The sequence below is a fragment of the Ruegeria sp. BHSC029 genome (assembly GCF_059613085.1).
In genome coordinates this window covers 14,292-37,255 of the sequence record NZ_JBXWRU010000001.1, presented here as the reverse complement: position 1 = coordinate 37,255, position 22,964 = coordinate 14,292, and the positions used below count along the sequence as shown (strand labels likewise).

21 protein-coding genes and 1 pseudogene are annotated in these 22,964 nt (G+C 54.7%); 2 read left to right on the top strand and 20 right to left on the bottom strand.

Annotated features, from left to right (window positions below):
* Nucleotides 1-42 precede the first annotated feature (42 nt).
* Nucleotides 43-1,617: an ABC transporter substrate-binding protein gene (locus AC2FML_RS00175; protein ID WP_170419505.1), complete on the bottom strand. Its 1,575-nt coding sequence runs from the start codon at nucleotides 1,615-1,617 to the stop codon at nucleotides 43-45.
* Nucleotides 1,618-2,033: 416 nt separating this feature from the next.
* The gene (locus AC2FML_RS00170) at nucleotides 2,034-2,624 is read right to left on the bottom strand and encodes a TetR/AcrR family transcriptional regulator (protein ID WP_496781464.1); all 591 of its coding nucleotides are present in this window, start codon (nucleotides 2,622-2,624) and stop codon (nucleotides 2,034-2,036) included.
* A 189-nt stretch (nucleotides 2,625-2,813) separates the two neighbouring features.
* On the opposite strand from AC2FML_RS00170, the gene AC2FML_RS00165 reads away from it, so the two are divergent.
* Nucleotides 2,814-4,208: an aminotransferase gene (locus tag AC2FML_RS00165; protein ID WP_496781463.1), complete on the top strand. Its 1,395-nt coding sequence runs from the start codon at nucleotides 2,814-2,816 to the stop codon at nucleotides 4,206-4,208.
* Nucleotides 4,209-4,271: 63 nt separating this feature from the next.
* On the opposite strand, the gene AC2FML_RS00160 is transcribed toward AC2FML_RS00165, so the two are convergent.
* From AC2FML_RS00160 to AC2FML_RS00130, 7 genes are all read right to left on the bottom strand, one after another.
* Nucleotides 4,272-5,840, bottom strand: coding sequence for a trimethylamine methyltransferase family protein (locus AC2FML_RS00160; RefSeq protein WP_496781462.1), 1,569 nt, complete (start codon nucleotides 5,838-5,840; stop codon nucleotides 4,272-4,274).
* A 25-nt stretch (nucleotides 5,841-5,865) separates the two neighbouring features.
* Nucleotides 5,866-7,065: an aromatic ring-hydroxylating oxygenase subunit alpha gene (locus tag AC2FML_RS00155; protein ID WP_496781461.1), complete on the bottom strand. Its 1,200-nt coding sequence runs from the start codon at nucleotides 7,063-7,065 to the stop codon at nucleotides 5,866-5,868.
* Between the two features lie 8 nt (nucleotides 7,066-7,073).
* Nucleotides 7,074-9,140 carry an oxidoreductase gene (locus AC2FML_RS00150; RefSeq protein WP_496781460.1) on the bottom strand — a complete coding sequence of 689 codons (2,067 nt, stop codon included), beginning with the start codon at nucleotides 9,138-9,140 and terminating at the stop codon, nucleotides 7,074-7,076.
* A gap of 94 nt (nucleotides 9,141-9,234) precedes the next feature.
* The gene (locus AC2FML_RS00145) at nucleotides 9,235-10,290 is read right to left on the bottom strand and encodes an ABC transporter substrate-binding protein (RefSeq protein ID WP_170419474.1); all 1,056 of its coding nucleotides are present in this window, start codon (nucleotides 10,288-10,290) and stop codon (nucleotides 9,235-9,237) included.
* A complete protein-coding gene (locus tag AC2FML_RS00140) occupies nucleotides 10,287-11,402 on the bottom strand; it encodes an ABC transporter ATP-binding protein (RefSeq protein WP_170357404.1) in 1,116 nt (371 codons plus the stop codon). The genes AC2FML_RS00145 and AC2FML_RS00140 overlap by 4 nt, the downstream gene beginning before the upstream one ends.
* Nucleotides 11,403-11,422: 20 nt before the next feature.
* A complete protein-coding gene (locus AC2FML_RS00135; RefSeq protein ID WP_170339925.1) occupies nucleotides 11,423-12,217 on the bottom strand; it encodes an ABC transporter permease in 795 nt (264 codons plus the stop codon).
* The gene (locus AC2FML_RS00130; protein WP_496781459.1) at nucleotides 12,214-13,077 is read right to left on the bottom strand and encodes an ABC transporter permease; all 864 of its coding nucleotides are present in this window, start codon (nucleotides 13,075-13,077) and stop codon (nucleotides 12,214-12,216) included. The genes AC2FML_RS00135 and AC2FML_RS00130 overlap by 4 nt, the downstream gene beginning before the upstream one ends.
* A 191-nt stretch (nucleotides 13,078-13,268) precedes the next feature.
* Here AC2FML_RS00130 and AC2FML_RS00125 point away from each other — a divergent pair, with 191 nt between their 5' ends.
* Nucleotides 13,269-13,910 carry a TetR family transcriptional regulator C-terminal domain-containing protein gene (locus AC2FML_RS00125; protein WP_222458282.1) on the top strand — a complete coding sequence of 214 codons (642 nt, stop codon included), beginning with the start codon at nucleotides 13,269-13,271 and terminating at the stop codon, nucleotides 13,908-13,910.
* Nucleotides 13,911-14,206: 296 nt separating this feature from the next.
* On the opposite strand, the pseudogene AC2FML_RS00120 reads toward AC2FML_RS00125, so the two are convergent.
* From AC2FML_RS00120 to AC2FML_RS00070, 11 genes and pseudogenes are all read right to left on the bottom strand, one after another.
* Nucleotides 14,207-14,458 (bottom strand): annotated as a pseudogene (locus AC2FML_RS00120) (IS6 family transposase); the annotation flags it as partial.
* Nucleotides 14,459-14,713: 255 nt separating this feature from the next.
* Nucleotides 14,714-15,844 (bottom strand): cytochrome-c peroxidase, encoded by a 1,131-nt coding sequence (locus AC2FML_RS00115; RefSeq protein WP_496735912.1) that lies wholly within the window; start codon nucleotides 15,842-15,844, stop codon nucleotides 14,714-14,716.
* On the bottom strand, nucleotides 15,841-16,218 hold the full coding sequence (locus AC2FML_RS00110; protein ID WP_496781458.1) for a hypothetical protein: 378 nt from the start codon (nucleotides 16,216-16,218) through the stop codon (nucleotides 15,841-15,843). Before AC2FML_RS00110 ends, AC2FML_RS00115 begins: the two co-directional genes overlap by 4 nt.
* A complete protein-coding gene (locus tag AC2FML_RS00105) occupies nucleotides 16,215-17,021 on the bottom strand; it encodes an amidohydrolase family protein (protein WP_170339937.1) in 807 nt (268 codons plus the stop codon). The genes AC2FML_RS00110 and AC2FML_RS00105 overlap by 4 nt, the downstream gene beginning before the upstream one ends.
* Before the next feature lie 21 nt (nucleotides 17,022-17,042).
* Nucleotides 17,043-17,909, bottom strand: coding sequence for a dioxygenase family protein (locus AC2FML_RS00100; RefSeq protein ID WP_170366815.1), 867 nt, complete (start codon nucleotides 17,907-17,909; stop codon nucleotides 17,043-17,045).
* 10 nt (nucleotides 17,910-17,919) lie between these two features.
* Complete coding sequence (locus tag AC2FML_RS00095; protein WP_170339327.1) at nucleotides 17,920-19,224, bottom strand: TRAP transporter large permease; 1,305 nt, start codon at nucleotides 19,222-19,224, stop codon at nucleotides 17,920-17,922.
* Entirely contained in the window at nucleotides 19,221-19,772 is a 552-nt protein-coding gene (locus tag AC2FML_RS00090) for a TRAP transporter small permease subunit (RefSeq protein WP_170339329.1), read from the bottom strand. Before AC2FML_RS00090 ends, AC2FML_RS00095 begins: the two co-directional genes overlap by 4 nt.
* A 30-nt stretch (nucleotides 19,773-19,802) precedes the next feature.
* Entirely contained in the window at nucleotides 19,803-20,876 is a 1,074-nt protein-coding gene (locus AC2FML_RS00085; protein WP_170404055.1) for a C4-dicarboxylate TRAP transporter substrate-binding protein, read from the bottom strand.
* Between the two features lie 34 nt (nucleotides 20,877-20,910).
* Nucleotides 20,911-21,366 carry an OsmC family protein gene (locus AC2FML_RS00080; protein ID WP_496782005.1) on the bottom strand — a complete coding sequence of 152 codons (456 nt, stop codon included), beginning with the start codon at nucleotides 21,364-21,366 and terminating at the stop codon, nucleotides 20,911-20,913.
* A gap of 18 nt (nucleotides 21,367-21,384) precedes the next feature.
* Nucleotides 21,385-22,050: a malonic semialdehyde reductase gene (locus AC2FML_RS00075; RefSeq protein WP_170363805.1), complete on the bottom strand. Its 666-nt coding sequence runs from the start codon at nucleotides 22,048-22,050 to the stop codon at nucleotides 21,385-21,387.
* Nucleotides 22,047-22,931 carry a fumarylacetoacetate hydrolase family protein gene (locus tag AC2FML_RS00070; RefSeq protein WP_496781457.1) on the bottom strand — a complete coding sequence of 295 codons (885 nt, stop codon included), beginning with the start codon at nucleotides 22,929-22,931 and terminating at the stop codon, nucleotides 22,047-22,049. Before AC2FML_RS00070 ends, AC2FML_RS00075 begins: the two co-directional genes overlap by 4 nt.
* Between the last annotated feature and the right edge of the window lie 33 nt (nucleotides 22,932-22,964).

Sequence of the window (22,964 nt, the reverse complement as noted above, 5' to 3'; positions counted from 1 at the left end):
CTTTGGTGGCGGGCCTCGCATCCCGAGGCCCGGCCACGTTTCTTACTTCAGGCCAAAATGCTTGACCATAGGCTGATCTTCGGGATCAACGTTGATGTCCAGGTTTTCAGCCATACCCCAGTTCAACACTTGATGGTGGATCGGAATATACAGCTGTTCATCCTGCACCACCCGCCAGATCTCGGCGATAGCCTGATCTCGCGCGACGAGATCCGTGTTCGAGGCCAGCGACTCGATCTTGGCATCCAACTCATCATTGTCATACCCGGTGCCGTTCCACGTCCCAATGTCGCTTTCACGGCCATGGACCAGGAAGTTGAAGATGTATTCCGAGTCATACGTCGGAACGCCCCAGCCCAGCATGTAGAAATCGGTCTTTCCGTCCGTGATCAGCGGGAAGTGCTGCGCCTTCGGTTTGGCATCCAGATTCACTGTTATGCCAATCTGACCCAACATCCCGACAGCGGCCTGACAGATACCTTCATCGTTGATGTAACGGTCGTTGGGACAATCCAGCCGGATCGAGAAACCGTCCGGATAACCCGCTTCGGCCAAAAGCGCCTTTGCACCTTCAACATCCGTGCTGCTTTCACTGTCCATCTCGGCAGTCCAGCCGTTCACGAACGGCGGGGCGATCATCCCGGCAGGTTGCGACTGACCGCGCATGACCACCTGTTGGATGGCATCTCGATTGATCGCTTTGGACATGGCCCGACGAACGCGGACGTCGGCAAGTGGGTTCTTGCCATCGACGTTATCTGCCTCGATGTCGTCCGCGCCCTGGTTCATTCCAAAGAAGATCACCCGGTTTTGCGGCGCTTGTTTGACGACCAAACCGTCGACGGCATTCACCCGGTCCAGGTCCTGCACCGGCATATCCTGAAGGAAGTTCACCTCGCCCGACAGCATCGCCGCAACGCGGGTCGCGTCATTCTGGATCGGGGTATAGATGATTTCGCTGATCGCCATCGGGAACTGATCACGCCCCCAATAATCTTCGTTCCGCTCCATCACCGTTTTGACGTCCGGTTCGCGGCTGACCAGTTTGTAGGGGCCGGTTCCATTCACATTGACGGTCGCAAAGGTGATCTCACCGCCTTCAAAGTCCTGAACGTTGACCGCGTTATTCGCCTCGGTCCAGCCCTTGTCCATGATGAACAGGTCGGTGAGGTTCGCAGGCAGAATGGGGTTCGGACCGTCCGTCTCGATCTCGATCGTGTGGTCGTCGACAGCGCGCACCTCGACAATCGAATTGATCAGTTCTTTCATGTCCGAGTTCGGCTGCTTCGCACGGTTGATGCTGAACACCACGTCTTCTGCAGTGAAATCGGCGCCGTCGTGGAATTTCACGCCCTGACGCAGATTGAACACCCAGACATTCGGATCGCTCTCGCTGGGGGCCCAATCGGTCGCCAGCGCAGGCTCGAAAGCACCGCTCGTATCGCGAATGATCAGAGGTTCATACATCTGGTGGCGCACGGTATGCGTCGGCCCTTCGTTCTGCGAATGCGGGTCAAGCGTCAGCGCATCCCCCGAGCGCGCCCAACGCAGAGTTTCGGCACTGGCCAAAGACGTCGTCGTCATCAAAAGCGTCAGTACGAGTATTGGATTTTTCATTATTTTCTCCCATATTGCAGTCGTTTAACTGCATTGAATTCACGATACCGTGTCGCAAATTTCTGTTAACGTTATGGCTGCGGATAGCATACCAACTGCGAATGCATGTCAATCGTTCAACTCGGTTTTGATTTGCTAAACACAAGCGACACGGGACTTCAGGGGGACAGCCACTCTCCCCAAAAACACCGCATCAAGTGTCTATTACTCAGACGAGAGGAACACAAACCGCAATCATCAAGCTTCATGGTCCGACAAGTAGATCCAGATAGCGCTGACGGGAACTGCGCTGCTCACAATCTGGATAATTGTCCGCTTCATAAAGCGATTGCCACGCTGTTTTGATCTGTTGCCAGAATTGCAATCCTCCCGAGGTGCTTTCGCTCATTCGCAATGCGGAGAAAGTTACCGTAGGCTCATTGCTTTCTGATGACTGGTCTCAGCCCAAAGTGTTTTGGAAACATCGATTGCAGTACAAACAGGCAGATCCTCAAAGCCTCCGAAGGTTTGAAGATCTCTGAGTGCAAGTGGTAGTCGGTCCAGAGCCCTTCCAGCAAAGCAACCAATGCGTCTGTTGCAAGATTGGCGTCTACGTCATCGTACTGGCCTTCAACCTTTATTTGCTCCAACAGCTCCAGTATCGCCGCCCTGAAACCTTTGTCTCGCGAGTCGATGAAAGGAAATACCTTCGGGTTCGAGAGCGCTTCGGCCCGGAAGGAAAACCAAATTGCGACGTCCCGTGCATTTAGGACCAAGGGATCGAAGTCTGCCTTAATGAAAGAGATTAACTTGTCTGCCGGGTCCAACTCGGGATTGGCTGCGATGACCTTCCACTGCTCCGCGTAGCGGACTGACAATTCCTCAGCCACCGCAAGCAGAAGCTTTTCTTTGGAGCCAAAGTGTAGGTTTACCATCCCTTGCGACAGTCCTGACAACTCTTGGATTCTCGCCGAGGTTGTGCCGCGAATTCCGTACTTATAGATGGCCTCTGCAGCCGCTTGGATCAACTGCTTTCGGTTCTGCAGCTTACCCAGATCACGGGCATTGGTTGGGATATCAGGCTCGAGAGTAATCTTGTTTGTCCTCCGCTGGGTGGTCGCCCTTTGTCTTCTCGCATTTAGCAGAGCGAAAGTTCAAGAATTGACATTGAATAAATGTTTGTTCATTTTGTGATTTCCATTTCATCGAGACGCTGCATGACCCTTTCCAACTCTGACTTTCGGTCCATTCGCGAGTGGGATAACGAACATTTCCTGCACCCGTGGGAGGGAATGTCATGTTTGGGCCAAAACGAACGCACCTTTGCAGAAAGCGGCCTGGGCGTTCACGTCTTCACTGAGGACGGAAAGCGCCTAATAGACGGCCCTGCTGGCATGTGGTGTATGCAATTGGGCTATGGAAACACTGAAATTGCCGATGCCATGGCCCAGCAGGCGAAAGAGATGGCGTATTTTTCGCCCTTCAACAATGCCAACTCAGCCCCCGCCCGGTTGGCGCATGAGATCGCCAAGAGGACGCCGGGCGACCTGAACCATGTGTTCTTCACGACAGGTGGCTCAACCGCCGTGGATTCCGCTCTTCGGTTTGTGCAGTTTCGCAACAACCTTCTGGGCAAGCCTGAAAAGAAGATCGTGATATCGCGGCAGAAAGCCTATCACGGATCGACCTACCTGGCGGCCTCAGTGTCCGGAAAAGAGCGAGACAAAGGTTGGCTGGACCAGGCAAGTCACCTGACGCGCTTCCTGCCGAATGTGAATCCTTATACGCGTCGCCCCGAGCAGACAGTCGACGACTTTCTGGACGAAAAAATAGCGGATCTGAAAAACATGATCCTGCAGACCGGAGCAGACAAGGTCGCAGCTTTCATCGCTGAACCGATCTTGTGCTCTGGAGGTGTCATCGTACCTCCACCGGGATATCATCTGCGCTGTCTGGAAATCTGCCGAAAGTACGATGTCCTGTATATCTCGGACGAGGTTGTGACTGGGTTCGGACGGCTTGGGCATTGGTTTGCGTCCGAAGCCGTCTTCGGTATTCAGCCGGATATCATCACCTGCGCTAAGGGAATGACTTCAGGGTATGTGCCGATGGGGGCCTGCATCATTTCTGATCGGCTGATAGCAGAAATAAGCGGCGAACACGCCCAGGACGCTACCTTTTCTAATGGCTTCACCTATTCGGGCCACCCAGTAAGCGCGGCGGCCGGTTTGAAGACGATCGAAATCATGGAGCGTGACGGCGTTCTTGAGCATGTCCGCGCGATCACGCCGCTGTTCGCAGAACGCCTTCAGGCCCTAGCTGAATTGCCGCTCGTCGGTGATGCCCGCGGTATGGGGCTGGTTGGATGCGTTGAGTGTGTTGCGGACGCCAAAGCCGATAACTTGCTGGATCTTGATAAATCAGTTGGCGCATTGATCGATCATCATTGTCAGGAGAACGGACTGATCCTGCGGCCAATCATCAATATGTGTGTGTTTTCTCCGCCGTTGATCATTTCGGAAGACGAGTTGAACCAGATGTTCGACATCCTTGAAAAGGGCATCCGGCTGGCGACCGAGGACCTGACGCGCCAGAATGCGTTGAGAACTTAGGAATGGCTTCGGGGTGGCCTCGCAACCTTGCAAGTGGCGAGCCCCTACCGCGACCTGCTACGCTCACCCAGCCCGCATTTCTTCAGGCGGCAACTTGATCGGAAACTTGGATCGAACCTCTTCATCAGCCTTGCTGCCAAAGTAGTTCGGGTAGTGATTGGATAGGATATCGTTCACAACCGACCTGCTCCGCTCGAACATATCCTGACGGCCTGCCTTCTCCCAAGTGTCGGTAAGCTCCCGATCCATCAAGATTGGGTAGACATACTCGGTCTCCATGTATTGCAAGGTCTGCGCATTACCAAGGAAATGACCGGGATCTATTGCGCATTCATGGATGACGTCGACCGAAAGCGTATCGTCACTCACCTCGATCCCGCGCAGTGTTCGAGAGATCATACCCGCCGCCTCGTTGTCGATGACCATCGATTCAAAGCTGCAGCCCATCAAGCTGCCGAGCATTCCACCATACTCGCAGAGCCGGTTAGCACCGGCATGCGCCGCCAAAGCGAACGTCAGCGCCTTTTCCAGACCATATTGCGCATCGGGGATCTTGGAATCCGTCATTCCACATCCGACGCTGGTTGGTAGCTGGTAGAAGTTGCCCATCTGAATAGCCGCGGCTGAAATCAAAGCCTGCTCGCCACTTCCGCCAGTAAACGATCCAGTGCGCAGATCAGTAATGAACGGCCAAGCCGCAAAGACGACAGGTGTTCCTGGGTTGATCAGGTTGGCAACGGCCACGCAGGAAAGGGTCTCGGCCACCGCCTGCGCCAGCGTGCCGGCCAATGGCGCTGGTGACGTGGCTCCGGCTTGTGGCGGAACGGCAAGGTCGCAGACAAGGCCCATTTTTGCAGTATCAATCAGGATTTCCAGGTTTTCCCGCCCGAACCGAAGCGGTGAGACGATGGGACAGCCTCCAAAAATCACCGAAGGCTTTTCAAGGAACTTTCCCTCCCCGCCCGATGCCAAATCGAACATATGAATGGCGTCTTTTATGTGTTCGCGCGTGCGGAATGTCAGGCAGGACGGTTTCTCGCTTCCCGCCAGAATGGCGTATAGCATGCTCATGTCATGCTCGTAGTCCTGCGGGACATCCGTTGCCAGAACCGTATCACCGGTCATGTGAATGTTGTCGAGCCGGTCTACAAGACGGGTGAAATCGTAGATATCCTTGAGCGTCGATGGTCGGTAACTGCGCGTTTCCGCGTCAAACGTTGTCACCGCCGTACCGGAATTTGCGTAATACACCTTGTCCTTGGTGCAGTGCATATCGTCCTTTCCGGCCCGAGATCCGCGTGCATGGACATAGAATTCGCTGGCGGCCTTGGCCAACAGGTCTTCCATCAAGGCCCGAGGAAAGCATAGCCTGCCGTGCTCGTTCACCGTCGCCCCTTTGGGCAGCACGAGATCAAGAACTTCCTGTGTTGGATCACCGACGCCCGTACGCTCCAGAATATTCAGGGCGGCTTCATGAATACGCGCCATGTCAGCGTCTGACAGGGGCTTGTATCTTCCTCCGGTAATGCCCGGCCAGATTGCCTGCGAAGCGACGTTGCTGGTTCGCACGGCCGCGCGCGCCTCACGCCCGCCTCCGCGCCGTCTTGATCTGCGCTTCGTTAACTCTGTCATGGTGTTTCTCCGAAATCTGAGCGAGTCAGATCATGCTGAAGTAGTTGCGATAGAAGCCAGGAATGCTCCACTCCATCTCGGACAGCGGTCCCGGAACGAAATGGTGGGAGTTCACGCCTTCCTGATTGTGACGGATGATCCGCTCATCATCGAGCGACGTGACATGCCAGAGCCATGTCAACGCATCCTTATCGTAGTCACGACCCTCTCGAGCATCGCCGCGCACATACCAGACGATCTGAATATCCGTTTCCTGCAGAGCGCGCGGAACGAACCGGTAGCCAACCATGTGATCTGCATAAACAAGGAAGTAGTTCAAAGTCCCGATCCCCAGATCGGTGGCACCGCCGTCGTGACCCTTTAGCTCTCCCAGAGCGGGAGCCAAAGGCGTACCATCCTTGCTGCCCGTCAAATACCCAGGAAACAGCGGGTAGCGCCGCCAATAGACATCTGCACCCGGCGCGAGCGCGTTTTCTCCGGTCAGGTCCAACTCCTCCAAGGGAACTCCGACTTCGTCCATCCGCTCGCGAAGAGCGCCGCTGAACTCAAGAACTTGAGCAGGATCTTTCAACGAGTGACTGCGCGAATAGTCCTGATGAGACGGGGCGCAGTGATAGCATTCCAGATAGTTTTCCAAGGCCAGTTTCCAGTTCGCGGGAACCGGATACGAGGCTTCATGAGCGACCTTCAGATTTTCAAAGTCAAACGGCTTTGAAAGTGGGGCGAGTCGCTCCAACGCGGCATCCAGAGGTGGTGCATTCGCGGCTGCACAGGCGAATATCAGACCTTGGTATATCTTCACCTGAACCGGGAACAACCCATACTGGCCCGGATCAAAACCCGATCCCATTGATCGACCGTTCCGCAGTTTGCCGTTCAAGTCGAAAGTCCACGCGTGATACGGACATATGAAGTTGCGGGCTTTGCCTTTCCGTTCGATGCAAACCCGCGATCCACGATGGCGGCATACGTTCAGATGCCCGCGCACTTCGCCTTCACGATCCCGAACGATGATGATGGACTCGGACCCATAGTCGAACAGGAAATAATCACCCGGTTCAGGGACCTGGCTAACATGGCCGACCCAGATCCAGTTTCGGTTCCAGAACGCACTGATATCGTTCTCGTATACGGCTTGAGACGTGTAGAAGTGACGAGGCAAGGCGAACCCTTCACGTTGCGAGCCCATCAAGTCGCGCATAACTTGCAAATCATCTTTTGGCATGGCGCACCTCAAACAAATTCAAGGGAAACGAGTTCCCGACGGAAAAATTCGCGGTCAATTTCGCCCGCCTCGCGCTCGAAATTCCGAGCAGCCATGTGGCCCGAATATACTGCGTCCGCGATCAAGCCGGGGTTTGCTGCATCCCCGATCAATTCCAACGTAGTCAGCGGGTTGCTGGCCAAGCTGCGCAGCTCATCGTAGAGGTTGGTTTCGCGCGCGCGCTGCGTCACCAACACAACTGAACCACAGTCTTTGGTCTGTTCTCGCCCCGTGTACGCACATCGCACGGTCGCCTGCCCCGGCGCCACGTTGTCCAATGTATGAGACAGGACCAGTTGAACGCCGCCCTCCAGAAGACTGCGTTGTACTCGAGTTTGTTCCAGCGTTAGTTCAGTAAACGGCGAAACCATTGAAGCCGGGGTTACAAAGACGACCTCATGTCCAGCCCGAGCCAGATGATCCGCCAATACACCACCGAGATATGCCTGTTCATCATCGTAGACCAAAACCGGACCGCTCCCCGGCAGTGTCCCTGACATGATGTCATCCGGCGTAAATACCTGAGCGCCGGCGCTTATTGATACGCCGTGAAATCCAGATTTCCCGCGCCCGTCTCGTCGCCATTTTGCGCCAGTTGCGACAAAGACGTTCGGAATAGCCAGCTCGACAACCTCGGTTGCTGACAACAGGCTGTCGGTGAACAGTTGAACGTTCCCTCTTTGCCTAAGGTCATAAATCCTGTGATCTGTGACGCGTTTCCAAGCGGACAGCCCGGTCAGACCAGACTCCTGCAAGACACGGCCGCCAAGCTCTTGTTTGGCTTCCGCCAGAGTTACCTCGTATCCCCGCCGCGCCAATTGCATGGCGCATTCAAGTCCGGCTGGTCCGCTGCCCACAACGAGCGCAGTTTTCTCTTTCCCCCGACGCTCAATGAACTCTGGATGCCATTTCCGCCGCCACTCTTCGCCCATGGTCGGGTTTTGTGTGCAGCGTATGGGGACACCGAGAGAGTCGGATGAAACACAGATATTGCAACCGATGCACTCACGGATTTCTTCGATGCGACCTTCCTTGATTTTGTTGGGCAGAAACGGATCAGCGATGGATGGCCTCGCCGCGCCGATAAAATCAAGAATGCCTTTCCCGACCAGTGACGCCATCAAATCCGGCGACGTAAGACGCCCGACGCCAACAACAGGTTTGGAAGTCACCTGTTTCACGAATTCGATATATGAGGTTTGAAAGCCGTCGCGGGGCTCGAACCGGGTCGTTGCAGAGTCGTTGCTCCAATCTGCCACGTTAACATCCCAAAGGTCTGGAAGCTCGGCCAGCAACTCGACTACAGCACGGCCTTCTTCCTGCGCTTGCATGCCGTCTGCCCCGAGCATTTCGTCAACCGCAAATCGCAGGGCAATGGCGCAATCGTCTCCAACCTCTTCCTTGGTTTCTTCAAGAAGCTCGCGGGTTAGCCGCACCCGGTTCTCCAGTGAACCTCCATACTCATCCGTTCGATCATTGAACTGTGGCAGCAGGAAATGATGAGGCAAGGTCATGTGATGCCCGGCATATACATACACGATGTCGAACCCGGATTCGCGCGAACGGCGAGCCGCTGCGCGATGCCACTTGCGAAATTCGCGAATGTCCGCCTTATCCATCGCCCTGGCTTGCTTGGGATAAGCAGTTTGCAAGGCAAGTTCTGAAGGCGCCAGCAAAGGGGCCCGGCTCAGATGATTTTGCGCGTGGTGACCGTTATGCGCCAATTCAATAGCCGCCAAAGACCCCTTTCCATGCACCGCCTCGGTCATCAGGCGCAGCGCCGGGATATCCCGCTCATCCCAAAGTCGGTTTTCGGCAAACGGGGACAGGTCAGAAGTCGGGTGAATTTCCGTCTCCTGGTTTGAGACGACGGCCCAACCACCCTCGGCCTTCATTGCCCGCATGGCAGCCTCGGCCTGCGGTCGCAAGTGCCCCATGCCGTTGCAGTGGGGCACTTGGTAGAACCGGTTTCGAGCCGTCACTGGCCCAATTTGAACCGGTTCAAAGAGTACAGAATATCCGTCAGCGCCTGACATTGCCGCGCTTCCTCCAAGAAAATCGGAAATAGTTTCGTGGGAATGGAAGGGTTTCTACATCCCCACCATTCCCGGCTGTGTTGTAAGAGCGCCCTCAGAAGCCCGCTTTAATGCGCTCGAATTCCTTCAACATCTTGGCCTCCAACTCGGGGTTAACGGCGTCGAAGAACAAGCTGCCTTCAAAGAAGCTGTCCACATCCGAGAACCCGTAAGTCTCGATCAACTCCGGGTCTGCCTGTGCAAAAGCGTCTTCATTGGCGTGGGCGTAGCCCCAGCTTTCAATGATGTACTTCCCACTTGCCGCGGAGCTGAGCGCGTTCAGCATGTCATAGACCTGCTCATCCGACTGCTTCGCAGATTTCAGATGTACATAACCGCAGACCCAGGTCGCGATGCCTTTGTCCACATCACGCATCATGACGGCTGGGGTTTCGTTCCAGATCAGGTTCAGTTCCGATTGGTTCCATCCCCAACCCAGCGTGACCTCACCGCTGGCAATTGCCTGATCCAGTTGGCCGGCATCGGACCAATAAAACCGCACGTTCGGATGAACCGCGCGCAGATAGTCCGCCGCTTTTTGGAATTCCTCGTCACTCATATCGGTATAGCTGGAGGCGCCGGTTGCCAAGGCTGCCATTGCAAAGGCACTGGAAGCGGCGTCCGGAATGGCGACTTTGCCCTGATAGGCGGGATCTGCAAGCAATTGCAGCGAAACATCATCCGCCGAAATCATATCGGTGCGATAGATCAGGCCAGTGTTGCCCCACTCAAACGGCACCATGTAGGTCTGCCCATCGATCGTGATGCCATCGACCTCTTTGATCTTGGGCATCAACTTGTCCCAATTCTCCAGCTTGCTGGTGTCGATTGGCTTGATCAAATCTGCCGCCACCCATTTCCTCAGAGCATCTGTGCAAGGGTGAGCCAAATCGGCTTCAAACCCGGACTGAAGCTTGGTGAACGCTTCTTCCACGCTGCCAAAATAGGTGTAGCTGGGCGCCCCACCGTACTTTTCGACATAATCGCCGTAGAAACCCTGATCCTCATATCCGGACCAGTCAAAAACGGTCAGGTCAGCGGCGTTCGCCAGAGCTTGGCTCGCGGTAAAGGTGGCAACTACGGCTGCCGTAAGTGATGCTGTTTTAATCATTGTTCTCCTCCCAAAGATTCACGCTTACCCAAGTCAATCACCGAGGCGCTTTGAACGCCAAGCCAGACGGTATCGCCGCGCGTGTGATCGACCGTGTGAAAGTAGTTTGGTACTGCGACGGCAATGCTGTCTTTCAGACCATCGACGCGCACATAGTAGTGGACACTCTCGCCATAAAAGGCGACGTCCGAGACCTCGCCCTGAACAAGAGCATCGTAGCCATCCGGCTTTTCCGAGCTGATTTCCAGTTGCTCAGGTCGAACCCCGACAAGAAGTTCCTTGTCATGCACCTGGACATTGGGGTTCACCCCGATTTCCATCTTTCCAAAGCCCTTGACGTTGACTTCGAGCGTTTCAGAATTCTCCGAAGTCACTTCGGCATCCAGAAAGTTCATTCCACCGATGAAAGAAGCCACTTCCCGGTTGCAGGGTTGGGAATACAGGACCTCTGGCTTATCCACCTGCTTGAGCTGCCCGGCGAACATGACGCCGATGCGGTCGGACATGGTCATCGCCTCGTACTGGTCATGCGTGACCATGACGAAAGTAATTCCAAGCTTCTGTTGAAGGCGTCGCATCTCCAACTGCATCGCTTCGCGCAGATTTTTGTCCAACGCAGACAACGGTTCATCCAAGAGCAATACCTTGGGCCGCATAACGAGTGCCCGGGCGAGTGCCACACGTTGCCGCTGACCTCCCGACAATTCGTTGGCTTTTCGGTCCTGCAGGCCGCCAAGCTCGACCATCTCAAGCGCCTCGGCAACACGCTCTTTGATTTCCCTCCGAGACAGCTTTGTTTTGCGTAATCCGAAGCCAACATTGTCGCCGACGTTCAAATGCGGAAAGATCGCATAGCTTTGGAACACCATATTTGTAGGGCGCTTGTTGGCAGGCACCTCTCCCATCGTTCGACCATCGATCCGGATCTCGCCTTCTTCGTGATCCTGAAAACCCGCGATGATACGCAAAGCCGTTGTCTTGCCGCAGCCTGAAGGGCCAAGCAACGAAAAGAACTCACCTTCTTTCAAGGTCAGGTTCAGATCAGACACAGCCACAAAGGAACCAAAGCGTTTTTCTACGCCCCTAATTTCGATGATGTTCTGTTCGCTCATCTTACTTGATTCCTTTGGCTTCAATCTGAGGACTGGATGGAACGGCGGCGGAAATATTCGGCAATCAACAGCAGCAGGACCGATGACAGTAATAGCAGTGACCCCAGTGCCAACGTGTTGGGCAGCTTTGCCGGGAAGCGGATTTGGCTCCAGATATACACCGGCAGTGTTGGGCTGTTTCCGGATAGGAAAAAGGCCAGGACGAACTCGTCAAACGACACTGTAAAGGTGACCAACAGGCTAGCAATGATTCCCGGCGCGACGATTGGCAGGGTAACACGTCGAAACGTCCCAACAACGCTTTCACCAAGATCGAACGCGGCCTCCTCCAGGGACTGGTCGAAGTCGTCGAACGCAGACTTCATGATCGACACGGAAAAGGGCAGCGCCACAAACACATGCCCAAGGATCACGGTGGTCAGCGATGGTTTCAGCCCGATGCTGATAAACAGAACCAGCATTGAACTGGCAACGATGATGCCGGGAATGACCAGTGGAAGCATGACCAGTCCCTCGGACAACTCACGCCCAGTGAAGCGATAACGGACATAGGCGCGAGCTGCAAAGAGACCCAGAGAAGTTGCCATCACGGCGGTCACGCTGCCGACGATCAGCGAATTCACCATGGCTTGCAACAGCGTGTCTTGCTGACCCAACTGCGCGTACCATTTCAACGTGAAACCTTTGAGCGGGAACGCAACGATGGTTCCGTCATTGAACGAAAACAGCGGCAACAGCAAAACCGGCAGATAGAGAAACACCAGGTAGGCAATCGCGTAAACCAGCAACCATGAGATGCGAAATACCCTGGTCATCTGATCCTCCGACCCAATGCGGTGACGATCACCACGAACAGGATCGCAACGCAGCCGACCGAAAGCATGGCGAGAAGAGACAGGGTTGCACCCAACGGCCAATTATTGGCGGCGCCAAACTGCACCTGGATCAAGTTCGCGACCATTTTTCCCTGCGATCCACCGACCAAGGCCGGAGTGACGTAATCGCCGACGGTTGGGATGAAAATGATCAGGCAGGCCGCAATGATCCCCGGCACCGTCAGGGGCAGCGTCACACGTACAAAGCGCTCAAACTTACTGCAGCCAAGGTCTGTTGCGGCCTCCAAAAGGCTGCGGTCAATCTTTTGCAGCGATACATAGATCGGCAGGATGGCAAAAGGTGCCCAGGCGTGGGCGAGCGTAAGGACCACAGCAAACTCATTGTAGAGCAGGAATGTCAGTGGTTCTTGTATCAAACCCAATGAAATCAGCGCCGAGTTCAACACCCCGTTGAAACCAAGAATGAGTTTCCAACTGAACACGCGCAGAAGGTAGCTGCTCCAAAAAGGAATAGTGATCAGCAGCAGCCAGAGGGTCTTCTTTTGCGTACGAAACGCAATGAAGTAGGCAATCGGGTAGGCCAGACAAACCGTTACCAATGTCGCCGCGCCCGCAATTGCAACCGAACGGATCATTAGGTGTCGAACCAAGGGGTCAGTAAACGCCTCTTGGTAATTCGCCCAAGTCAATGTCCGGTCAATCTGGACATATGTCTGGGTCCAAAAACTGTAGGCGACAAGAATACAAAGCGGCACGGCTACAAGCAGCCCCACGTAGAGCGTCGCAGGCGCGCTAAGTGCCAGGCCCTTGCCCGTCTCACTTCGTAGTGCTCCTGCCATGCTTCCCTGCTGAATGTCGTTTTCGATGCTGTGACAACAGTCGATCACAAAATGGACAATCGTCCATTTAAATCTGGGATTTTTGCACTAGTTGTGTCAACTGATTATTTCGACATAGAGGCTGGCCAATTTCGCATCGGCCACTAGACGCCACCGCAAGAGACTGAAAACAAATAGAGCCGCCTAATCATATGACCGGAAGACGACAAGAAATACGCGAACGAAATCGCCTTTCTCTGATCGAGGCCGTACTCGACTCGGTGGCAGAGAAAGGGATTTCCGAGACCTCAGTCAGCGAAATCATCCAACGCGCCAATCTGTCCCGCGGCATGATTCATCTTCATTTTGGTGGTAAGGACAACTTGGTCGACGAAGCCGCCCGCTATTCATCCGAACAATACTACAACGGCATTTATGACTTGTTGGAAGCGACCGGGCAAACCGGACAGGAACATATTGAGATGATTGTTCGGGGCGACTTGAGTGACACCATTCTCAACAAGAAAAACGTCTCCATTTGGTACGCATTTCGAGGCGAGGCCCGAAACAGAGCAGCAATCGCTGCGTTTTCAGATACCCGCGACGCCAAGCTTCGGAACTTGGTTTTCAACGCTTTCGCTCGAATTGCAAAAGAAACTGGGACGGAACACCCTAATCAAGTTGCCAGGGACGCCACGCACGGCACACTCGCAATGCTCGAAGGCATGTGGACTGATTACCTACTCCACCCGGATTCATTTGACCGCGACGAAGCAATGAGAATTGTCTTCCGATTTCTGCGTGCAATGTTCCCAAAGCACTTTGACCTGAATGGCGCAGTGTTGTCTGAGTAGAGATCGCGAAAGGTTTCCTGTCTGGCTATTGTAGAGGTGGGCAATCCCATCTTTCAGTCAACATCATGGAAGCAGAGAGATGAATGGACCGCGGCGGATTTAAGTAAACTTTGCACGCTTCGGAAAAACGGCCTCAGTCTGCATATCGCGCTTTCTCTGATCGAGGCAGAGCGGCACAGCCCACGGTACTACCCACAGAAACCCGTGGCAAGAAAACAGTGGCGAAAGGCGGGAATGGGTGGCGGTTCTGTCAGACGAAGTCGAACCAGTCTCAGTTTACCGCGGGAACCACGAACCTATCCGGAACAAAGTTGACTCCACTCGCAAAGACCTGCGAGGCGGATCAGCCTAAAGGTGCTTGGGCTGGTTAGCGATCTTTCCTAGTTGAAGTGGTCAAATACAGAGGATTTGAAGACGGCGAATTTCTGTAGATTTCGCATGTGTTTGAAACGCTGTAACGCGAGGTCGAGTCGTAGAAACGGCAGGTGGGAGTTCTCGAGGCGGTCATTGAGCCACCTGCCCGTTTGCCGTTTGTTAAAAGCGCCCAACCCAATTGCCTTAGTGCAGCCTTTTAGCATGCGAAGCGACCAATGACGAAAGTTTTTGTGGGCAGGCGCTGGAGCAAGACGATATTTTACTCGGGAACGGCCCGACCAAAGTAGGCAACAAGGGGTTCGGCATAGATCATTCGGACGACTGCAACGACCTTGTTTTGTTGGCCACACTCTCTGACGTGGAAAGGGGGTCAGCAAAATGCGACGTGCCGCATAACTCAGGCGGCACTTTGGCTGAATTGGAGTATCTCAAGGCCATGCAACGCCGGACACAGTCTCCAAAAACATAATGAGATCAGCGATCTCCTGCTCGGACAAGCTCAGTTCTGAGAGTATGGCCTCACCGTCGGCATGCAGCCTTTCGGTATCAAGCTCGCTGTAGTGCCGGACCACCGCGTCCAAGTCGATCAAACTGCCGTCGTGCATATAGGGCGGAGTTTCAGCCACACCCCGCAAACTTGGCGTACGAAAGGTCCCAAAATCAGAATGACGCCTATGCACACTGCGAACCGCCCACGCACCTTGCTTGGCGGGATCGTCGTTCCATTCCCCGTCCAGTGTGTAGACGCTTGAAAATAGGAAGTTCAACCCGCCGAACCGTCCTTCATCGACTTCGGTTTCACTTAGGAAGTAAGGCACACCGGCGTCGTGAAATTCATTGTTGGAAAATGCCGGGCCATTGTGGCAAAGGGCACATTTCCCGCGCCCCAGAAAGAGCTTTAGACCTCTCTGAGCAGCTTCGGGATAGTTCGCAGCCGCCAACAGATCTCCGCGTTCAAGCGCATCGCGGAAACTGTCAAATTGTGTCCGCTCGGTTCTAAGCGTCTCCAAATAGGCTGATAGAGACTTGGCCGTGTTGACCAGGACCAACTCCGGGTCTTGACTTCGGATATTGCCGAAAATGGACTCAAAATCAGCAACATAAGAACTCTCGGAAATTGCCGCCTTTAGACTTTCGCTGCTGTGAGCCATCTCTTGTTCTTCGATGATCGGATGCAGACTTGCTGCCCAGAGACTATCGCTCTTGCCACCCCAACCGTACCAGCGCAGACTCGCAAGGTTTCTCAGGGATGGGGTGTTCCGATCCAACCTGACACGGCCGAGCGCCCGCGCCTCGGATGTTGTAAATGCCTGTTCGGGGTCGTGACAACTCGCACAAGAAAAAGCGCCGTCTACCGACAGCACCGGATCGTTGAACAAAGCCGCGCCGAGCAAAATAGCCCTTGAGTCACCTGAAACGCGATTGCTGGGGTCTGGCTTGTATGTTGGCGGCCACGGCCCGAAGGAAAGCGTTTGCTGTATTTCCTCTTCGGACAATAGAATTTCTGAGTGTACAGCAACCGGAAGCGCCATTAGCGCGGTTAAAGCCCAGAACTTCATTTGGGCGTGATCTCTGACGTGTAGGACAGCGATCGCCCTCCGATATGAACGTCAGCCTGCAGCTCCCAGAGTCCCGGCATGTGAAACAGCAAATCATCGACCCGGAACATTCCATCGCCCAATGCCGAAACTTCGGGAACGTAATTCAAACCGTGCTGATGAGCGGGCATGATTGCATCAACACGCACCTCATGTGCTGTTGCTTCACTGCAGACTGAAATCAGAACGGAAAACGGTTGGGCCAACGGAATTTCGCTGACAGCCAAATAAACCGCAGGCGCATCTGGGGCTTCCGACCCCATGCGTTGCCCCACAGCGTCACAAGCAATTGCTGCGCCCGATGAAGCAAAAAGCCATATAACCCAGCGGATCATTCTGATGCCAGCAAACGTTCAGCGTTGGCATAGGCGATGTTGTCTGCGATCCGTTCCGGCAGCAGATCCAGCCATTCACGCGAAAAATCTGCGTGCGGGCCAACGTAGTACCAACGTTCCGGCGCAAATGTGTCAGTGCCAACCATGAACCGATCGGGATGCACCTCGAACGCGGCCTTCCAATCCGGGTCTAAACGGCCGCGTGAAACCATATCCGACCGAAAAGCCAAGTCCGCCCAAAGCCTTGGATAAGTGTCCAAAGCGTCAGACACGCTGGCCGGGTCGTCAAAGCCAGAATGCGCCCACAAAACCCGCGCCTCTGGCCAAGTCTCGAAGATCAGGTCAACTGCCTCTCGATCACCGTGGTGGTGTAGAATGAGGTTCCGCTCTTTGGCCAGTGCAATCATACGCTGGATGACCGGCGTTTTGATATCTTCGCCGTAAGCGTGAAACTCGCCGATAGCTTCGTAGTCGTTTTTGGCCAGGTTTTCTTCCAGATAATCAATTACAGTTTCATCGTGCATCCAGGTGTTGATTTCACCGCGACGACGGTACGGGCGCAACGCTGGAACGACGATGTCCGGTGCCGCGTCCAACAACAGCTGAGTGCCATTGTCGTCCGAGCTGGAAACTAGCGCTTTCCGCACGCCCGCATCCCGAAGGATTTTAGCCACCTGTTCTGGTGGCACCAGTTCGACGGCGTCGTGGCTGTAATGAATATGCGTGTCGAAGATGGGGCGCTCTTGTGCGATGGCGGCACTGCAAAACAGCGCAGCGCCCAAAATGAAGATACGTTTCAGCACCTCAAGCCTCCTATCTATCAATCAGTCCTTGGCAAGCGTCACGTCGAAATTCACATGCAAGAAAGGTTCATGGATCTTACCAGAAAGCTCCATGCCATCAGGAAATTCAGAAGCCGGGCGTTCAACATATGTCATCACCAGATCGTCGCGCACGCCAAACACCGTGTCTTCATCCAGATAGGGATCGTCGTCGGGAAATATCTCGGTCACCAAAGTGCGATAACCGGGAGCTTTGACGATGTAATGCAGGTGCGACGGTCGCCAGGGATGGCGACCACAGGCTCGCAGAATGTCTCCGACTGGCCCATCAGATGGCACCGTGTATTCCACTGGTTTGACCGTGGTGAAAGCGTAACGGCCATCTGAGCCGACCGTCATCAAGCCATGAAAAGAGTAGATATCCTGTTCCTCATCCTGACTGGCGTAGAGCCCGTTTGGTGCGGTTTGCCAGATGTCGAGCTCGGCACCCGCAATCGGATTGCCCTTTGTATCCCGGACCACGCCTTCAGCAAGAAGGACCGGCCCGCCGTAGTGACGTTTCATATCGCCACCGATCGGCAGCGGGGGTGCGCCTGAGACGTGAAACGGCCCCAACACAGACGAACTGGTCGCGTCAGGGCTGGAATGCAGCATGTCAACCAATGACGACAGACCCAACACGTCCGAGGCTAGCACGAATTCATGCCTATCCTCGGTTTCCACCGCGGCGCAGCCTTCCAGAAACGCAATCCCAGCGCGCCACTCGTCATGCGTCAGGTTGGTTTCCCGTGCGAAATCGTGCAGGTGTTTGACCAGTGAGCCCATGATCTCGCGCATTCGTGGATCTGAGTCTTTGGACAGGTACCCCATGAAGACGTCAGTGATATTGTCTTTGGTGACAGAGCGCATCTTGGCCTCCTTAAATCAGGGCAAGGCTGAGGATCGGGAACTCGATCAGAATGAACAGAACGATCAGCATCACGAACGCAAAGGGAAGTGCGCCCATGAACACGTCTTTGAGTGATATGCGGTCGTCGTTGATCGTGGATTTTATGACAAAGCAGGATATGCCTAAAGGCGGTGTCAAAAGCCCGATTTCGGCTCCGACCACGGTGATAATGCCGAACCAGATCAGCGACATATCCAGCGCCTCGGCCATAGGTAGGAACAACGGAACAACGATAAGAATGATCGACGCCGTGTCGAGCAGCGTTCCCAGGAACAGCATCAGAAGAACATAAAGCAGCATGATCGACCAAAAGGACGCGGAATTCCCTGCAAGCAAGTCCTGAAGTTGATTGGGCAACCCCGCCAGTCCCAGCATTCGACTGTATATTGAAGCCGCCGTAATCAGGAACAGGATCGCCGCCGTGATGTGCCCGGTTTCCAGCAACGCGTCCCAGAATGCGCGCGGAGACATAGACTTGCGGGCAACCGCGATGATTAGCGCGACAAAAGCTCCGGCGGCTCCTGCTTCTACTGCCGTCAACCAACCCGTGTAGATACCACCAAGCACGATGGTAATGATGAACAGTGTCGGCAGTGTCTTGGAGGCGATCTCGCGTCCTGACATCCACTCGGTGTCTTCAACAACACGACCACCGACGAAAGCTGGGGTGAAGCGCCCCATGACCCAAATCGCGCCGACATAAGCGATTGCCAGCATAATCCCTGGAATGACCCCCGCCAGGAACATGTCACCAACGGATTGTTCGGCCACGAAGGAATAGATGATCAGCATTGCCGACGGCGGGATGATCATCCCCAAGACCGAAGACCCAGCTACAACCCCAACCGCAAAACGTGGATTATATGCCTGCGCCATCATCTGCGGGACCGAGACTTTGGTGAACACTGATGCGGACGCAATGGACGACCCGGTAACGGCCGCAAACACGGCATTTGCTCCGACGGTCGCCATTCCGATACCGCCTTTGACCTTGCGAAATCGCATGGTCATGACCTCGTAAATATCCCTGCCTAGTCCCGCTTTTGAAACGATTAGCCCCATAAAGGTAAACAAAGGGATTGTCGCGAAACTATACTCCATCGCGCTATCGCCAACCGCCACTTTCAACAGGTTGAGCGCAAGCGTGAAGTTGTCCCGCATCAGCCAGATCGACACGAACGAGACCACGCCCAGAGCGATAGGAATGTAAACGCCCGCGTAAATCAGAAAAACGATGGCGATGACCGAGATCAGGCCAATCTCGATCGGGGTCATTCTGCAGCCTCGTCATGCTCTGGGGTGCGGACAAGTTGCGGGCGGTCCTGCGCCGTGACGACCTTGAGCAGGAAGATCACGCAGGCAAGCGCAGTACCGCACGCGATGACCAGTTTGACCGGCCACCAAGGCAATGTGAAAAGACCGGGCACTCCGAAGTAGTCCTGTGTTTCCCACATGTGAAGAAATTCTGGAAAGGTTACATAGGCGATCAAGGCCATGAAGATTGCCGAAATGGCGTTGATGATGCGCCTCAGGTTGGCTGTCAGACCGGGGCGACGATGGTGTAGCAGGTTCAAAAACCCGTCCGAGCGCGTCAATCGATCCACTCTGACAACGTCGGCCAGCTGCAGGAACACGATCATCACGACCGAGAATTGCACCATCTCGTAGGTTCCGCGCAGTGGGGCCGAAAAAAGGCCCCGCGCAATGACGTCAACATTCAGAATGACCACCAACGCCAGGACGACAAGCGTACCCAATGCGTTGGCGGCGATAGCAAGCGAATTGGCGACCCGCGACAGGACGGTAACTGCGGTCTTCAGCATGTCTGGCCCCTTTCTCGGGTCGCCGAACGATTATTCGGCCGTCCAGTCCCGCACACCAGTGAAACCAGCATCCTGAAGCTTGCCGAGATAAGCGGCCAGCATATCTGTGCCCTGCTCGCCGTTCTCATTCAGCGTTGCAGCCCATTCCTGCGCAACATTGGGCATCGCATTTGCCCACGCAGCGCGGTCTTCGTCCGAGATTTCAATGATCGATCCGCCAGCTTCTAGAAATGCATCTCGCGACGCAGCGGCTCGATCCATTGCAATACCTGCCACGTGGTCACGGTAGTCGATAGCCACGGCCTGTAGTACTTCTTTTACCTCATCGGGCAGACTCGCCCAGTAGTCGGCATTGACGGTGACTGTTTTTGTATTTACCGCACCAAGGTCTGCCTTCAACATGTAAGGGGCCACTTCGACGATTTTGAACGTCTTGGAAGCTTCCGGCCAAATCATTACGCAATCGACAAGGCCGGTTTGAACCATGTTGTAGAAATCAGTGAGGCCTCCGCGTACGCCCGCCGCGTCCTTGATACCCTCGAGATAGCGCAAGTTCAGGCCGGCACCCGCGATCTTGCGTCCTTCAAGATCTGCAACTTTCTCGACCGGCTCTGAGCAGAAAATCTGATATGTGTCGAGCACAACGCCCGTCGCCAGATAAACTTGGTTCTGCGCGGCAAACTCATTTTGCATCGCCGGGAACTCACGCGCGATTTCATCCACGGCTTTGGCCACAGCACGGGCGTCGGATGCAACGAAGGGCGTCGACCCCGAGATACCCTGACTAGGAAGCTTTGAAGAATGGAAGATCGTTGTGACGATCCCGATATCTCCAAGGCCGAGCTGGACACCTTCCAAAACACCCTTCGGCTTGACGATCGAACCGCCATAGTTCTCTTGCCAGCTCATCTTGTAGTTACCGGACTCAGCCAGCCGCTTGTCCACTTCTGGAATGAAGAAATTGGTGAATTCCTTCACCCAAAGGGCCCGATCTGGGTACCCATCAATCACAACGGCCGAAATGGTCTCTTCCGCCTTAGCAGGCATCGCCATGACGCTTGCCACAGCAGCCGCAACAAGGCTGCGTTTGGTCCAGTTTTTCATTTCTCTCCTCCCAGAAAGTCGGGTCTGTTGACTTTTAGCTGCTTGTTTTGACCCAGTTGACGGTCAGGTCAGTGCCTGCCGCTTCGAACAGCTTTGCGATGGCACAGTATTTGGCCGTTTCCTCACCCACGCGTGTCAGCTCCTCCTGACTGGCGGGCGTTTCACAATTCACGGTGAGTTCAACTTCCGGAAACGGAACATCGATCTCTTCTTCCATTAGGACACCACGGCGATCCAACCTGCATTTCGCGTCTATCGTCACTGTGCCAAGATCAACTCCCAAACGGTGCGCATTCTTGTGCCCGATGACGTTGGTGCAGGCGATCAGCGCTGCCATTGCGGTTTCGGTCGGAGACGGGCCAAGATTTGTTCCGCCCCGTTCGACCGGTTCGTCTACGACAACATCTAAATTACGAATGGGAATCTCGGTCCGCGCGTGCGTCGGGCATTGAGCTGTCGTGCGGTACGTGACGACAGGTTTCACTTTCATGGCCACTGGGTCACCTCCTCATGCATAAGAGCAAACCTTTTCGAATGGGAAGCGAGGCAGCTTGTGAAACAGTCCCGTTTCATCTGCGTAGCCCAGATTGCACAAAAAGTTCGACTTGAGCGTTGTTCCTGCAAAGAACTCCTCGTCGACGATCTTGTTCGAAAAGCCGGACATCGCGCCGACATCCAACCCGACAGCTCGGGCGGCGATCATGAAATAAGCGCCCTGAAGCGTTCCGTTGCGAAAAGCTGTATCGGCCACATATTCGGGATTGTTCTCAAACAATGGCCGTCGGTCTTCGTGCGGGAAAAGAAAAGGCAATTCCCTCCAGAAGTCCATGTCATAGGCAATGATCGCCGTGACCGGCGCATCCATCATTTTTGGCACGTTCTTCGGCTTCAACGACTTGGCAAGCCGCTCTTTTCCTTCGGCACTTTTCACGAAAACGAAGCGGGCGGGCAGCGTATTCATGCTGGTCGCGCCGTTGATCGTGATGTCGTAAATCTCTTCGAGCAGATCGTCAGAAACCGGCTGGTCGGTCCAGGCATAGTGAGACCTGGACTCGCGAAGGATCAAGGCAATTGCATCTTCGGACAATCGCGGAATGCGCTGGCGCAGATCACGATGATCTTGCTGCGCCTTGGCGCGAAGTGCTTCCAGCTCTGCCCCGGTTGGTGCGGTCATGCTGCGGCGACCTTTGACTTGGCGTCTTTTTCGTCAATCACTGGGCTGGCGCAAACTCCAATGCCTTCAATCTCGACCTCGACGGTTTCGCCGGGCTTCAACCAACGGGGATTGGGCTTTTTGGCGTGTCCAACTCCAGGTGGCGTGCCCAGAGCAATCAGATCCCCCGGCTCCAAAGTGGTATATTCCGAGATCGTCGCAATTACCTGCCGGACACCCCAGATCATATTGGCCGTGTTCGAGCTTTGCAGGATTTCATCGCCCACACGGCTTTCGATCTTCAGACCTGATGCTCCTTCGGGCAACTCATCTGGCGTCACGGTGAAAGGACCGATAGCGCCCGTATCATCAAAGTTTTTGCCGGGCGTCCACTGAACGGTTTTGCGCTGATAGTCCCGCAGCGAACCATCGTTGAATACAGTGTAGCCAAAGACATAATCCAGCGCGTCCTGCTCCGAGATATGGCGGCCGCGTTTTCCAACGATCAGCATAAGCTCGGCTTCGTAGTCGAGTTTTTCCGAACACGCAGGCCGCACCATAGGCTGGCCCGCCGCCATGATCGAATTCTTACCGCGCATGAACAGCGTTGGATATTCGGGGATGTCGTAGCCGCCCTCTTTGATGTGATCCGTATAGTTCAAACCCATGCAAATGATTGTGCCGGGTGACGCCACGGGCAACGCCGGTGTGACTGAGGATAACGGTACAGCTTCCGCCGAGGTGATTTTTTCAGCCAGCGAGTCGGCCAAACCTGGCTGGCCAATCAAACCCATCAAATCGGAACCGACGGCAGGGTCCAAAGCCGTTAGATCCACTGCGTTTTCACCGTTCACGGCAAAAACCGCTGTGCCTTCCGAAGTCTCTCCCACCAGGTATTTCATTGTCACCTTCCATGTTAGCTTGCTTGATTTTTG

Excerpts from the sequence above, each read along its gene's own strand:
- AC2FML_RS00085 (WP_170404055.1), bottom strand. The coding sequence starts at position 20,876 with ATGAAAAACTGGACCAAACGCAGCCTTGTTGCGGCTGCTGTGGCAAGC.
- AC2FML_RS00110 (WP_496781458.1), bottom strand. The coding sequence starts at position 16,218 with ATGATCCGCTGGGTTATATGGCTTTTTGCTTCATCGGGCGCAGCAATT.
- AC2FML_RS00135 (WP_170339925.1), bottom strand. The coding sequence starts at position 12,217 with ATGACCAGGGTATTTCGCATCTCATGGTTGCTGGTTTACGCGATTGCC.
- AC2FML_RS00090 (WP_170339329.1), bottom strand. The coding sequence starts at position 19,772 with ATGCTGAAGACCGCAGTTACCGTCCTGTCGCGGGTCGCCAATTCGCTT.
- AC2FML_RS00130 (WP_496781459.1), bottom strand. The coding sequence starts at position 13,077 with ATGGCAGGAGCACTACGAAGTGAGACGGGCAAGGGCCTGGCACTTAGC.
- AC2FML_RS00150 (WP_496781460.1), bottom strand. The coding sequence starts at position 9,140 with ATGTCAGGCGCTGACGGATATTCTGTACTCTTTGAACCGGTTCAAATT.
- AC2FML_RS00155 (WP_496781461.1), bottom strand. The coding sequence starts at position 7,065 with ATGCCAAAAGATGATTTGCAAGTTATGCGCGACTTGATGGGCTCGCAA.
- AC2FML_RS00140 (WP_170357404.1), bottom strand. The coding sequence starts at position 11,402 with ATGAGCGAACAGAACATCATCGAAATTAGGGGCGTAGAAAAACGCTTT.
- AC2FML_RS00100 (WP_170366815.1), bottom strand. The coding sequence starts at position 17,909 with ATGCGCTCTGTCACCAAAGACAATATCACTGACGTCTTCATGGGGTAC.
- AC2FML_RS00160 (WP_496781462.1), bottom strand. The coding sequence starts at position 5,840 with ATGACAGAGTTAACGAAGCGCAGATCAAGACGGCGCGGAGGCGGGCGT.
- AC2FML_RS00080 (WP_496782005.1), bottom strand. The coding sequence starts at position 21,366 with ATGAAAGTGAAACCTGTCGTCACGTACCGCACGACAGCTCAATGCCCG.
- AC2FML_RS00075 (WP_170363805.1), bottom strand. The coding sequence starts at position 22,050 with ATGACCGCACCAACCGGGGCAGAGCTGGAAGCACTTCGCGCCAAGGCG.
- AC2FML_RS00165 (WP_496781463.1), top strand. The coding sequence starts at position 2,814 with ATGACCCTTTCCAACTCTGACTTTCGGTCCATTCGCGAGTGGGATAAC.
- AC2FML_RS00095 (WP_170339327.1), bottom strand. The coding sequence starts at position 19,224 with ATGACCCCGATCGAGATTGGCCTGATCTCGGTCATCGCCATCGTTTTT.
- AC2FML_RS00125 (WP_222458282.1), top strand. The coding sequence starts at position 13,269 with ATGACCGGAAGACGACAAGAAATACGCGAACGAAATCGCCTTTCTCTG.
- AC2FML_RS00115 (WP_496735912.1), bottom strand. The coding sequence starts at position 15,844 with ATGAAGTTCTGGGCTTTAACCGCGCTAATGGCGCTTCCGGTTGCTGTA.
- AC2FML_RS00070 (WP_496781457.1), bottom strand. The coding sequence starts at position 22,931 with ATGAAATACCTGGTGGGAGAGACTTCGGAAGGCACAGCGGTTTTTGCC.
- AC2FML_RS00145 (WP_170419474.1), bottom strand. The coding sequence starts at position 10,290 with ATGATTAAAACAGCATCACTTACGGCAGCCGTAGTTGCCACCTTTACC.
- AC2FML_RS00175 (WP_170419505.1), bottom strand. The coding sequence starts at position 1,617 with ATGAAAAATCCAATACTCGTACTGACGCTTTTGATGACGACGACGTCT.